Genomic DNA, 12,583 nt, shown 5'->3' on the forward strand with positions numbered 1-12,583 from the left:
GAGGGCGGCCTTCGCGCTGCTATGGGTGTTCAGGAGAAGGGGAATGTCGGCGGATGGCATGCTATTGCAAAGAGCATGCATGTCATGGCCACGTAAAGAATCGATCTCACTGGAGCTGCTTTCCAAGTGGTGGGGCAGTACGGACCGCGCTACATAAGAGCGTCTGGATCGAACGCTCGGCGGTAACGGGTGCGCCATTCATATCCCACTGGAGCCCTCTGGATCAACGAGCGCGTGCGGTACGGGAAAAGGCTGGTCACCCCGCGGTTGTCCGCGGAATGTCGCGCAGGGCGGCGAGAGTGTGCGAGGCCCGGTCCGCTTCGGCGTGAGCGCCGATCTGCATACTCAAATTGAAACTTTCTTCGGCATATGTCAATGCCTGGGCCGTGCGACCGGTGGCCATGTGGGACAGGGCGGCTTCGTGGGTCGCGTCGACCACCTCGCCCGCCGCGCCGATGCGCCTGGCCAGTGCGAGGGCGGCGACATGCAGCGGTATGGCCTGCTCGCCGCGGCCGGCCGTGCGATGCGCCCGGCCGATCCGGTTGAGGGCGATGGCCTCCCTGCGCCGGTCGCCCACGCTTCGGAAGAAGTCCAGGCTGTGATGCGAGAGAGTCAGCGCCTCGTCGGCTTTCCCCAGGTCGATCAGGGCATTGGCCAAGTTCATCCTCAGAGTGGCCAGCTCTCTTCTGTCGGACCTTTTCAGGGCCAGGGAGATGGCTTTCCGGTAAGCGTTCTCGGCTCCCTCCGGGTCCCCTGTTCTTGTGGCGAGTTCGGCCATGTTGTTGAGCGTGCTGAAGATTCCTCGCTCATGATCGATGGCCGTGAATTGCCCGAGGGCGGAGTCGAAGTGAGCACGGGCCGAGTCGAATTCCGAGAGATGAAGATGGGTGACGCCAAGTATGTTGTAGCTGCGTGCAATTTGGAGGGAATTTCCGGTTTGCAGCAGGGAATCAAGTATCCCTTCTTGCAGGGATTGGATTGCCCTGTACCGGCCCGCCTGCCACAGCGATATGCACATCTGGTCGACACATTCGATCTCCAGTTCCGCATCCCCCAGCGCGCGCGCCAGCTCCCGTGCCGCGCCCGCCGCCGAGATCGCCTCCTCGTAACGGGAGTGATGGCTGTGCGCGACGCCGAGGTCGAGCAGGGCCCGTGCCCGCGCCCCGCTGTTCCCCGCCGCGGCCCAGTGGTCCACGGCCCGCCGTAGCAGCGGCTCCGTGGTGGCCGGATGCCCGCGCATGTCGAGCAGTCCTGTCAATACATGAACGCATAGGGCGAGTTGATGTTCGGAACCGTGCCCACTGATCCACTCCAGCGTGTCCGAGAGGTTTCCGCTTTCGCTGATCACCCATTGTTCGGCCGTGTGTACGTCATTGATCTCGGGGAGGGTGATGAACTCGTCGGTGTCCACACCGGTACGAGAACGGTAGGGGTGCACCAGACGGTCCGCGCGATCCGCCGCCGCCATATAGAACGTCGCCAGTCGTGCCGTCGCCGCCCGTGACTTCGTGCCTTCCGCCTCGCTCAGCGAGCGGGCGTACTTGCGCAGAAGATCGTGCAGGGTGAAGCGGTGCGGAGCCGGTTCGGAAACCAGATGCCGGGTGAGCAGCTGTTCCAGCGCCCGTTCCGTCGCCGCGAGGGACAGTCCCGTCAGCGCGGCCACCGCATGCGGTCCGAACTCCATTCCGGTGTGGAGGCTGATCCGCCGGAACACCAGTTGCTGATCGGCGCTCAGCGCGCGATAGGACAGGGCGAAGACGTGCTCCAATGTCCTCTCCCCGTCGCGGAGTTCGTCCAGCCCGCCCGCACCGGCGGTCAGCTGCCGCAACAGATCCGCCGCGGTCCACGACGACCTGGCCAGCAGCCGGCTCGCCGCGATCTCCACGGCCAGCGGCAGGTGGCCGCAGAACCGCACGATGTCCGCCACCTCCGCCTCCCGTGACGGCCTGCCCGGCCCGAGGCGTTGTTCGAAGAGGGCGATCGCGTCGGCACGGGGCAGCACGTCGAGCGGGACCGGTCGCGCGCCCGGCAGGCCGGTGAGCCGGCGGCGGCTGGTCACCACGACCGCCGTCGGCGAGGCTCCGGGGAGCAACTGCCGTACCTGTTCCGAGCAGACGGCGTCGTCCAGGATCACCAGCATCCGCCGGTCCCGCGCCAGCGACCGCCACATCGAGGTGAGTTCCTCGGTGTCCCGCGGCAGCTCCTTGCCCTCCGGGCCGAGCACCCGCAGCAGCGTGGTGAGCGCGCGGTTCGGGGTGCCGGCCGTCCGGTCCGCCGCGTGGCCGCCGAGCCGTACGAAGCAGCGGCCGTCGGGATGGCGGTCCGCCACCTCGTGCCCGCAGTGCACGGCCAGCGCGGTCTTGCCGACGCCCCCCATCCCCTCGATCGTCACCACGGCGCCCGGACCGCCTTCGCCCCCGCCCTCGCGCAAGGCCGTGGTGATCCGCCGCGACTCCTCGCGGCGGCCGGTCCAGGGGACGTCCCGCGGCAGGTTGTCCGGCACGGGACGGCCGGGCCGCGCGGAGGGCCGGCGGCGGGGACCCTCGCCGTACAGCGCGCCTGCCGGGGTGCCGGCCAGGATTCCCTCCTGGATGCGGTGGAGGCGCCGGCCCCCGTCCAGGCCGACGTCCCGGATGACGCGCTGCCGGGTGCGTTGCAGCAGCCTGGTCGCCTCCGCCGTGCGCCCGCCGCCGTGCAGCGCGACGGCCAGCAGTCCCACCAGGGCCTCGTCCACCGGGTGTTCGGACACCAGGGGGGCGAGGACCGGTACCGCCTCGGTGAACTTCTGGGCGTTCACGAGGAGTTCGGCGCGGGTCATGGCCGCCATGAGGGTGGTCTCGCCCACCGTGGCGCGCAGGTGGTCCGGCCAGGAGCCGGAGATCCCGGCGAGCGGCTCGCCGTACCGGTGGGCGTCCGCCCGCTCCAGCAGCCGGAGGGCCGCCTCGCCGTCGCTGCCCTTGAGCGCGCGGGCCTGTTCGACGCGGCCGGTGTAGGCGCGCAGGTCCACCCGGTCGGGATCGACGTGCAGGACGTAGGAGTTCGTCCGGCTGGTGATGGCCGGCGCGTCGGGGCCGGCCGTCCGCAGGGCGCGGCGCACCCGGGAGATGTGGGTGTGCAGGGTCTCGCGGGCGGTGGCCGGCGGATGCTCGTCCCAGATGCGGTGGACCAGGCTGTCCACGCTCACGGAACGCCCCGCGTCCCAGGCGAGGGAGGCGAGGAGCAGACGGGTCTTCGTGGGGCCCAGCGGTCCGCGCCGCCCGTCGAGGCGCACCTCGACCGAACCTGAGAGCCGGATCTCGAACTCCACCAGCGTCCTCCCGCCGGTAGGACCTGTACGGGCCGGGCCTACGAGGGTGTCATGGCCCTGATGACGCTGGCTATGCGCACGCCGTGCCATTCCCAATTTGACCGATAAACAAGATATTTTCCCCCGGTCCGTCGCCCCGGGCTGGGGAGGGTGAGGGGACGGGGCCCGCACGAGGGCTCTGGGGCCGCGCCGGGCGGCCGGAACCGGCCCGTGCGGCCGGTCGCCGGTCTCCCCACGGCCTTTCCGCGGGCACGGTTTCGGCCGGGCGGCCGTCCGTGGCACGGTGGTCGGGACCGATGATGATCAAGGAAAGGGGCTGTCATGGCGGCGGAGCTGACGGAGCTGGTGCGGGAGCGGCTGGCGGGGACGAACTTCTGGTCCGTGGCCACGGTGACGCCGGACGGGGCGCCGCACGCGACGCCGATGTGGGTGGGGCTGGAGGACGGGCTGATCGTCTTCAACACGTCGGTCGGACGGATCAAGGAGGAGAACCTGCGCCATGACGCCCGGGTGCACCTCTCCCACGCCGCCGCCGAGGACCCCTACGACCGGGTGCTGATCGCCGGCCGCGCGGTGCGCCTCCTGACGGGCGAGGAGGCCGAGCGCGGGATGGACCGGCTGGCGCGGAAGTACCTGGGGCTGGACAGCTACCCATGGCTGCTGGAGGGGGAGCAGCGGGTGCATGTGCTGGTCGAGCCGGAGAGGGTGCGGCACGTGGTGGGGGTGGAGCCGTTCCGGGCGGGAGTGCTGCCCTCCTGAGGCCGTCGGCTCGGCGCCGGTGCCGGCGGGCGGGCCGCGGAGGTCGCGGACGGCGTCGTCCGCGACCGCGACGCCCCGGACGCGGAGCCGGTCGAGCGGCGGTTTGGGCCCGGCGACCGGGCCGCCGGCGCCGCGCGGCTGCCGGCCGTGGCCCTCGCCGACCGCCGCGGGCACCAGGTGCGGCGCGAGCCTGCCCGGCGCCGGAGACCGGTCCGGCGCGGCCGCCGAGGGCCGCGACGGCGGGCGCGGTCACCAGGGCCTGCCGGCCGGGCTGCGGGCCGGTGTCCGTTCCTCGTGGCGTGCGCCCCGCCGGTCACCCCGTACGACTCCTGTCCGCGCCATGGCCGTTCCGGCGCGCGGCGGGGTGGCCCGCGCGGCCGGTCCAGGTGATTCCATGGGCTGCCCGAATCCCGCCGGGAGCCGCCTGCCGGAGGCTATCGGGCGTGGTCGGGGGCGTGCGTGACCGGCGGCGTGGCTCCTCGGCCCGCGAACTTCTCGACGGCCGCCGGGGTGACGGGCGTGAAGAAGTTGACCAGGTTGCCGTCGGGGTCGCGCAGCAGCAGCGACCGGTTGCCCCAGGGCATCGTGGTCGGCTCGGTGACGAACTCGGTGACGAAGCCGGTCAGTTCCCGGTGGACGCGGTCCACGTCGTCGACCAGGAACTCGGTGATCACGCTCTGGTTGTCCGCCGGGCGGGCGGAGCCCGGCGCGAACAGCGGGACGGTGCGGGTGCCGGCGATCGCGAGCGTGGCGCCCGCGGGCCGGAGTTCGGCGAAGTCCTCGGTGGCCCACTCCGCCCGCACCCCCAGGGCGCGCTCGTAGAACCGGACAAGGCGTGCCACGTCGGCGGTGATGACGCGGATCGAGACGAAGTCCATGGGATCTCCCTGGCTGTGCCGGAGGCTGGTCGTCCCGCAGGCTAGGAGAAATAGTGGACAGAAACGGTCCACTATCGGCGTTCAGCGGCTTAGATTGTGCCCATGTCCCGACCCACCGGCCGCGTCCTGACCCTCCTCGAACTGCTGCAGTCGGGCGGCACCCGGACGGTGGCCGAGCTGGCCGACCGTCTCGGCGTCGAGGGCCGGACCGTGCGCCGGTACGTGGACCAGCTGATCGACCTGGACGTGCCCGTGGAGTCGGTGCGCGGCCGCTACGGCGGCTACCGGCTCGCCCCCGGGTACCGCCTGCCGCCGCTCATGCTCGGCGACGACGAGGCGCTGGCCGTCCTGCTCGGGCTGATCGCCGGCCGGCGGGCGGGGCTGACGACCGCGCAGCGCACGGCGAACGAGACCGCCTCGGCGAAGATCCGGCGCGTCCTGCCCCGGCACATCGCCGCCCGCCTGGACGCCCTCCTGGACGCCCTGGCGGTCACGGACGAGCCCGGCGCGCCCGACGCCCCGGACGGTGCCGTCCTCCTCGCCCTCGCCGACGCGGTGCGCCACCGCCGGCCGGTCTCGATCCGCTACGCCGACCGCGAGGACCGGCGCAGCGAACGCACCCTGTACCCGTACGGGATCGTCGCGCACCGCGGCCGCTGGTACGTCACCGGCGAGGACGCCGGACTCCGCGAGGACCGCACCTTCCGACTGGACCGCATCACCGCCGCGCGGACCCTGCCCGGCACGTTCGAACCGCCCTCCGGCCCCGACCCGGCCGAGCGCGTCCTGTCCGGCTTCGCCGCGGCCGGGTACCGCCACGAGGTCACCCTGCGGATCCACGGCACCCCGGCCCGGGTCCGCACCCGCCTCCCGGTCACCGTCGCCGGCCTGGACGACCCCGCGGCGGACTCGGACCCGACGGCCGAACGCTGGCTGCGGGTCCGCCTGCACGCGGAACACCTCGACTGGCTCCCCCCGCTCCTCGCCTCCCTGGACCGGCCCTTCGCGATCGAGGGCCCGGACGAACTGCGCGTCCTGATGGCTGAGTTCACCGAACGGCTGGCGTCCTACGCCCGCGCCTGACGGCATTCCGGAGGCCGGGCGCCTGCCGGGACCCGGCCGGCCGGTGAGCACCCTCGGGGGAGAGCCGCGGAGGAAGAGGGCCGGGGAGGGGGCGGACCGAAAAGGGCCGGGGTACGGGTCCGCGGGCGGGTGCGACGGCGTCACGGCGCTGCCCGGCCCGGCGTCCTCGTCACCGCCGGGGCGGAGGCGGGTCAGAGCCCGCTCCGCGCTCCCCGTCGGCGTGTCCGGGTCAGGAGGTGGCCCTGCGGGGCCGACGCGCCTGCGCCCCGCCCCGGCCGCTTCCACCACGGCCACCAGAACCCTGGCCGCCGCCCTCGCCGCGCACCGCGACACCCTGGCCGCTCCTGCCCCGGCCCGCGCCCTGCCCGTTCGCCCCGCCGCGACCGGCGCCCTGGCCGGCAGCGCGCCCGGCGCCGCCCTGGCCGCCCGCGCCGCGGCCCCTGCCACGGCCCCGGCGGCGGCCGGAGCCCTCGCCGTTCTCGCGGCGGTCGTCGGCCGGTGGGGCGAGGACGACCGGTATGCCGGAGGGCGTCCGGGCACCGGTGATGCGCTGGAGCTCGTCCTCGCCGGGGCGCACCCGCGCGGTGCGCGGGGTGATGTCGGCGTCGGCCAGCAGCCGGTCCATCGCGCGCCGCTGGTGCGGCAGCACGAGGGTGACGACGGTGCCGGACTCGCCCGCGCGGGCGGTACGGCCGCCGCGGTGCAGGTAGTCCTTGTGGTCGGCCGGGGGATCGACGTTCACGACGAGGTCGAGACCCTCGACATGGATGCCTCGGGCGGCGACGTTGGTCGCCACCAGGGCCGAGACCTGGCCGTTCTTGAACTGCGCCAGCGTACGGTCGCGCTGCGGCTGGGACTTGCCGCCGTGCAGGGCCGCGGCGCGCACCCCGACGGACAGCAGGTGCTTGGCCAGTCGGTCCGCCGCGTGCTTGGTGTCCAGGAACATGATCACGCGCCCGTCGCGGGCGGCGATCTCGGTCACGGCGTCGTGCTTCTCGGTGTCCCGCACCTGGAGCAGGTGGTGCTCCATCGTGGTGACCGCACCGGCGGACGGGTCGACCGAGTGCACGACCGGGTCGTGGAGGTAACGCCGCACCAGGAGGTCGATGTTGCGGTCCAGGGTGGCCGAGAACAGCAACCGCTGGCCACGGGCCGGGACCTGGTCGAGCAGCGCGGTCACCTGCGGCATGAAGCCCATGTCGGCCATCTGGTCCGCCTCGTCGAGGACGGTGACGGCGACGTGGTCGAGGCGGCAGGCGCCGCGGTCGATCAGGTCCTTGAGGCGGCCGGGCGTGGCGACCACGACCTCCGCGCCACCGCGCAGCGCGCTGGTCTGGCGGCCGATCGACACACCGCCCACCACGGTGGCGAACCGCACGTGCAGGGCGCGGGCGTACGGGGCGAGCGAGTCGGTGACCTGCGTGGCCAGTTCCCGGGTCGGTACGAGGACCAGGGCGAGGGGCTGCTTGGGCTGGGCCCGCTGCCCCTCCAGCCGGGCCAGTACCGGCAGGCCGAAGGCGAGCGTCTTGCCCGAGCCGGTACGGCCCCGGCCCAGGACGTCCCGGCCCGCGAGCGCGTTCGGCAGGGTGGCCGCCTGGATCGGGAAGGGCGCGGTCACGCCCTCGTTGACCAGCGCGGTCAGCAGCCGCTCGGACATGTCGAGCTCGGCGAACGCCTCGATCGCGGGCAGCGGTTCGGTGACCGTGGTGGGCAGGGCGAACTCCTGCCGGCGCGCGGCGGGCCGGGCGTTCTGGCCGGTCCGGCGACCGGCGCCGGGACGGGGACGCGCGGACCTGCGGGGGGCGCGGAGGTCACCGGTGGTGCCGTTGGTGCGGCGGGTGCGGTTCATGGGGGAACCCTCCTCGATGCGGCGTATCGAGGAATTCCGTCCGGCGGTGCCGACCGCGTGAGGATTCGCAAGAATGAGCCGAAGAAATGGTGAAGAGCCGGGCCGCTCTTGGCGCTGGAGTCGTCCAGGAAAAGGCGAGGGCCCGGAAAAAGACAACGAGCTGGGGCCCGCACCCCGAGAGCGCGGGCCCCAGCCTCATGATGTGCGAGCCGCTCGGCCCGCGACGACGCGTGTCGGCGTCAGGCGACCGGAACGATGTTCTCGGCCTGCGGGCCCTTCTGGCCCTGCGTGACGTCGAAGCTGACCTTCTGGCCTTCGAGCAGCTCACGGAAGCCGGAGGTGGCGATGTTCGAGTAGTGGGCGAACACGTCAGCGCCGCCGCCGTCCTGCTCGATGAAGCCGAAACCCTTTTCCGAGTTGAACCACTTCACGGTGCCAGTTGCCATGTGAATCTCCCTTGGGGGGCAGTGCCGGACTCCGCACCTTGCGAAGCCGAGTCGCCGCTGTGATCACCCCTCCGGAAAGATCCGGAAAGCTCTGCAAAGAAAAAAATTTCTCTGGCAACCAAAACTGCAACGCCTATCACGCTAACACACGTCGCTTGGCCGCGCCGTGGGGTTTTCCGGCCGTCCGGCCGATTCTCGTCCCACTGTGCCCGGAGATTCTGTATCGGCGGGACTAGGTATCGGGGTCGCGCCCGTTCAGCTTCCGGCGCATTTCCCGGTTCAGCCGGTGGGCGTCCGCGAGCTGGTCCTCCAGCGAGACGATGCGGCACGCGGCCTCGACGGGGGTGCCCTGGTCGACCAGTTCCCGGGCGCGGGCGGCGATGCGCAGCTGCCGGCGGGAGTACCGGCGGTGGCCGCCCTCCGAACGCAGCGGGTCGATCAGCCCGGCCCTGCCCACGGCCCGCAGGAAGGCCGGGGTGATGCCCAGGACGGCGGCGGCCCGCCCCATGGTGTAGGCGGGGTAGTCGTCGTCGTCCAGGTGACCGACGCCGGGGGCGCTCTCAGCGGGCATGACACCTTCGTTCCGGGGACTGCGGCGAGGAGCCCGGCGCCCGTCCCGCGCGGGTGCGGTGCCGTCCACCTCGTGGCACCACATTAGTGCCGCCGGTCGAGGACATGTATCCCGGCCGTGGCAAATTTCCGGGCGTGGCGGCCCAGGCGGGGCGTACGGCCCCGCCGCCGAGGTCCGGACCCGTGCGGGGGCGTCGGACGCGGTGGTGCCCGCGGTGGCCGGGGTGACGGCGGCGGAGCCACTCCCGGGAGACGGACACCGGCGGCCCGGCACAGGCCGACCGCGATCACTCCGCCGGGCCCTGGCCCGCCCCGGGCGGGCGGCGCTGTGGTGCGGGGCCGGCTCCGGCGGCCGGGCCACGGCCTCCTCGCGGTGCGGGGGAGACGGTCACGATGTCGGCGGCGGCGAGCGTCGCCTGCCGCGGGGACTCCTCGTTCCGCTGCTTGCCCACGCGCGCCCCGAGCAGGTCCGGCTGCGTACGTCGCGTGCAACTCCGCGCGCCGTCAAGGTATCTCCCGCCGCAGTCACCACGCCCCGGCTCCCGGGAGCGGCCCCCGCGGACGCCGGAATCGCGACTGACAGACCGCCGGAGCGGTGCTTATGATGCTCGCGATGAAGAACTTCTCCTCGTACGGATTGGGGGAATCGTTCGCTCAGGGTGAGTGCTGATGGCATCTCACATCGCGAACGACCTTCCGCCCCACCTGCTGATGTGGCAGCGCGTGCGCGAGTACGCCGTGCCACCGTCCATGATCGAGACCGCGACCGCGCGCCGTGCGGCCGGCGACTGGGCGGGGGCCTGCGCCGCCGCCCGGATCGACGCCGATCTCGATCTGCGCGCCGTGCGCCACCGCCACGGCACCGAACTCGCCACCCGCCTGCGTGCGGACCTGCGCCGGCTGGCCCCCGATCTGCTGCGCTGGCACATGCCCCGGATCGCCCCCGACGGACGCCTGCGTCCCGGGCTCACCATCTCCCTCGCCCGGTACACCGGTCACGACGGCGCCCCAGCCGCCCAATTGGTGGTGCGGACGCCACCGGCCCGCGCGGACGCCGGACAACGGATGTCCCTGACCCTTTGGGAGGGGCCCGGCGACGGCACCGCCGGACACCATCCCCACCCGCACCCAGACCGGCGCTTCCGGCTCGACCTGCACCGGCACCTCTGGGACGTCGCGCGTGGCGGCGAACTGGCGCGGCGGTGCGGTCCGGGCGACCAGGGCTCCCCCTGGGCGACGGGCAGGTGGGCCGCCGAGGCGGAGCTGCTCCTACGGGCCGACCGACGTCCGCGCGGCGCCTTCACCGTACGGCTCGGCGCGCGCACCCGCGCCGTACTCGAACTCGTCGCCCCCGACGACAGCCACGTCCCGACCTGCCGGCCGCTGCGCCACGGGCTGCCGCCCCAGGAAGTCGCCGCGCTCCCGGTGCTCCCGGAGGCCGCGGCCCGGGTCCTCCCGGATCTGGAGCTGCTGCGGCACGGGCTGACCCGGGCCGAACGGCTGCATCCGCTCGTCGCCGAGGCGCTGACGGCCGTCGGCCCGCTCGCGCGGGGCCCGGAGCCGTCCGGTCCCGTCCCCGAACCCCACGATCCGCACCGCGTGGAATGCCGGGGCGAGATCCACCGGATCGCGCTGCGGGACGGGGTGCTCACGGCGGTCGACCACCACCCCGTCGAACTGCGCCGCGAGGAACTGCTCGTGGCGCTCGGCGGCCCCGCGCTGCCGTGCCTGCGGGCGATCGACGCGGTGCACCGCGATCCGGAGGCGCTGCCCGCCGTGCGGGAGCGGCTCGGGCACGGCGACGTCGCCGGCGCGCTGGCCGTCGTCGAGGGCCTGCTCGGCCCCGCCGCGGTGCTGCGCGCGGGACCCCTGCGAAGGGAACTGGAGTCGGCGGCGGCCCGCCGAGTCGACCACGGGCTCTTCCGCTCGGGGCTGGTCGCCGCGCACCCCGCGGCCCGGCGCGCCCCGGGAGCCGGGCCCGCCGAGGCGGACCACCGCCCCCGGCTCGACCGCCGTACGCCGATCGCGCTGCGGCGCAAGCGAACCAGCCGTCCCCGGCCGCGCACCGGCCAGATCTGACCCGGCCCTGTCCGCTCCCGTCCTGTCCGATCCCGCCTGCTCCGCCCGGCCCGATCCGCTCCCGCCTGCTCGGCCCCGCCACGCTCGGCCCCGCCACGCTCGGCCGTACCGGCGGCTCGCACCGGCGGCTCGCACCGCGCGCCCGCGCCGCAGGACCCTCCGTCATCCGGGACGGCCGTTCCCGTCCCCCTTCCACCCAGGTGATGCCCATGACCTCCGCCACTCTCCTCCCCAGCCCGGTGTCCGCCCCCACGGACCCCCAACTCGCCATAGCGGGAGAGCTTTTGACCCTCCTGCGCGCGAGCGTCACGGAACCGCGCCCCGACGAACAGCTCGAAGCGCTCACCCTGGCCGTCGCGGCCGATCTGCCCGTGCTGCTCTGGGGCGAGCCGGGCATCGGCAAGACCGCCGCGCTGACGCAGCTCGCCACCACCCTCGACCTGCCGCTGACCACCGTCATCGCGAGCGTCCACGAGCCGTCCGACTTCTCCGGGCTGCCCATCGTGGGCGACGACCCCGCGGTACAGGGCGTACCGATGGCGCCCCCGCAGTGGGCCGTGGAGCTGGTACGGGCCGGGCGGGGCCTGCTCTTCCTCGACGAACTCTCCACCGCGACGCCGGCGGTCCAGGCCGCGCTGCTCCGGGTCGTCCTGGAGCGGCGGGTCGGCGCGCTCCAACTGCCGCCCGGCGTAAGGATCGTGGCCGCCGCCAATCCACGCGCTTCGGCGGCGGACGGGTGGGAGCTGAGCCCGCCGCTCGCCAACCGGTTCGTGCATCTGTACTGGGTGCACGACCGGGAGGTGGTGGTGCGCGGCCTCGGCGGGGTCTGGCCCCGGGCCGAACTGCCCCGGCTGGTGCCGGAGCGGCTGCCGGCGGCGGTGGCGTACGCCCGGCGCGCGGTGTGCGGGTTCCTGGAGGCCAGGCCGACGCTGATCCACCGGCTGCCGAGCACCGAGACGCGGCGCGGCGGCGCCTGGCCCTCGCCGCGCAGCTGGGAGGCCGCGCTGACCCTGCTCGCCTTCGGCACGGCGGCCGGCGTCTCCAAGGAGGTGCTGGCGCTGCTGGTGCGGGGGGCGGTGGGGGACGGACCGGGGTTCGAACTCCTCGCCCACCTCGACCGGATGGACCTCCCCGACCCGGAATCGCTGCTCGCGGACCCGGCCTCCGCCGAACTGCCGGAGCGGGGCGATCTGCGGCAGGCGGCGCTGGAGGCGGTGGTGGCCGCCGTCGGCGCGCGGCCGCGGCGGGAGCGGTGGGAGGCGGGCTGGGCCGTGCTCGTCCGCGCGCTGGAGACCGGCGCACCGGACCTGCTGGTCGCCCCGGCGACGGCGCTGGCCGCGCTGCGGCGCGACGAGTGGGAGGTGCCGGAGGCGGTGGAACGCCTGGCCGGAGTGATCGGACTCGCCCAACGGGCCGACCGGTCGGTGGACTCGGCCACCGGCTCCGCCAAGTCGGAGCCGGCACCGGCGGCGTTCGTATCGGCGCGGCGGGCCCGGCCGTGGCCGGCCCCTCCGTCCCGTCCCGCCGGCCCCGCGCCTGCGACGGGCACACGCCGATGACGCCGATTCCCGCGAACCGCCCGGCGCCGCGCCCTTCGCCCCGCCCGGTGCCC

At 73.8% G+C, this 12,583-nt stretch carries 9 protein-coding genes; 4 read left to right on the forward strand and 5 right to left on the reverse strand.

The window, feature by feature from the left end:
* Positions 1–256: 256 nt before the first annotated feature.
* Positions 257–3,307, reverse strand: a complete 3,051-nt coding sequence (locus tag VT52_RS08135) for an AfsR/SARP family transcriptional regulator (RefSeq protein WP_046417702.1) — start codon at positions 3,305–3,307, stop codon at positions 257–259.
* Positions 3,308–3,628: 321 nt separating this feature from the next.
* On the opposite strand from VT52_RS08135, the gene VT52_RS08140 reads away from it, so the two are divergent.
* Positions 3,629–4,066, forward strand: coding sequence for a TIGR03618 family F420-dependent PPOX class oxidoreductase (locus tag VT52_RS08140; protein ID WP_046417701.1), 438 nt, complete (start codon positions 3,629–3,631; stop codon positions 4,064–4,066).
* A gap of 434 nt (positions 4,067–4,500) precedes the next feature.
* Here the strand turns inward: VT52_RS08140 and VT52_RS08145 are convergent, their stop codons facing one another.
* Positions 4,501–4,944, reverse strand: coding sequence for a VOC family protein (locus VT52_RS08145; RefSeq protein ID WP_046417699.1), 444 nt, complete (start codon positions 4,942–4,944; stop codon positions 4,501–4,503).
* A 102-nt stretch (positions 4,945–5,046) separates the two neighbouring features.
* On the opposite strand from VT52_RS08145, the gene VT52_RS08150 reads away from it, so the two are divergent.
* Complete coding sequence (locus VT52_RS08150) at positions 5,047–6,027, forward strand: helix-turn-helix transcriptional regulator (protein WP_046417696.1); 981 nt, start codon at positions 5,047–5,049, stop codon at positions 6,025–6,027.
* A gap of 229 nt (positions 6,028–6,256) precedes the next feature.
* Here the strand turns inward: VT52_RS08150 and VT52_RS08155 are convergent, their stop codons facing one another.
* The 3 genes from VT52_RS08155 to VT52_RS08165 form a co-directional block, all read right to left on the reverse strand.
* Entirely contained in the window at positions 6,257–7,876 is a 1,620-nt protein-coding gene (locus VT52_RS08155) for a DEAD/DEAH box helicase (protein WP_046417695.1), read from the reverse strand.
* Positions 7,877–8,115: 239 nt separating this feature from the next.
* Positions 8,116–8,322, reverse strand: coding sequence for a cold-shock protein (locus tag VT52_RS08160; RefSeq protein WP_046417692.1), 207 nt, complete (start codon positions 8,320–8,322; stop codon positions 8,116–8,118).
* Between the two features lie 232 nt (positions 8,323–8,554).
* Positions 8,555–8,893 carry a MerR family transcriptional regulator gene (locus tag VT52_RS08165; RefSeq protein ID WP_046417690.1) on the reverse strand — a complete coding sequence of 113 codons (339 nt, stop codon included), beginning with the start codon at positions 8,891–8,893 and terminating at the stop codon, positions 8,555–8,557.
* 668 nt (positions 8,894–9,561) lie between these two features.
* Here VT52_RS08165 and VT52_RS08170 point away from each other — a divergent pair.
* Complete coding sequence (locus VT52_RS08170) at positions 9,562–10,971, forward strand: hypothetical protein (RefSeq protein ID WP_046417776.1); 1,410 nt, start codon at positions 9,562–9,564, stop codon at positions 10,969–10,971.
* Positions 10,972–11,180: 209 nt separating this feature from the next.
* Positions 11,181–12,530, forward strand: a complete 1,350-nt coding sequence (locus VT52_RS08175; protein ID WP_240509683.1) for an AAA family ATPase — start codon at positions 11,181–11,183, stop codon at positions 12,528–12,530.
* The last annotated feature ends 53 nt before the right edge of the window (positions 12,531–12,583 follow it).

Source organism: Streptomyces malaysiense (genome assembly GCF_000980885.2).
In the GTDB taxonomy this organism is placed as follows: domain Bacteria; phylum Actinomycetota; class Actinomycetes; order Streptomycetales; family Streptomycetaceae; genus Streptomyces; species Streptomyces malaysiense.

What these genes read in the sequence shown, in the direction of transcription:
- VT52_RS08175 (WP_240509683.1), top strand. Translation starts at nt 11,181, where the DNA reads ATGACCTCCGCCACTCTCCTCCCCAGCCCGGTGTCCGCCCCCACGGAC.
- VT52_RS08150 (WP_046417696.1), top strand. Translation starts at nt 5,047, where the DNA reads ATGTCCCGACCCACCGGCCGCGTCCTGACCCTCCTCGAACTGCTGCAG.
- VT52_RS08170 (WP_046417776.1), top strand. Translation starts at nt 9,562, where the DNA reads ATGGCATCTCACATCGCGAACGACCTTCCGCCCCACCTGCTGATGTGG.
- VT52_RS08165 (WP_046417690.1), bottom strand. Translation starts at nt 8,893, where the DNA reads ATGCCCGCTGAGAGCGCCCCCGGCGTCGGTCACCTGGACGACGACGAC.
- VT52_RS08155 (WP_046417695.1), bottom strand. Translation starts at nt 7,876, where the DNA reads ATGAACCGCACCCGCCGCACCAACGGCACCACCGGTGACCTCCGCGCC.
- VT52_RS08145 (WP_046417699.1), bottom strand. Translation starts at nt 4,944, where the DNA reads ATGGACTTCGTCTCGATCCGCGTCATCACCGCCGACGTGGCACGCCTT.
- VT52_RS08160 (WP_046417692.1), bottom strand. Translation starts at nt 8,322, where the DNA reads ATGGCAACTGGCACCGTGAAGTGGTTCAACTCGGAAAAGGGTTTCGGC.
- VT52_RS08140 (WP_046417701.1), top strand. Translation starts at nt 3,629, where the DNA reads ATGGCGGCGGAGCTGACGGAGCTGGTGCGGGAGCGGCTGGCGGGGACG.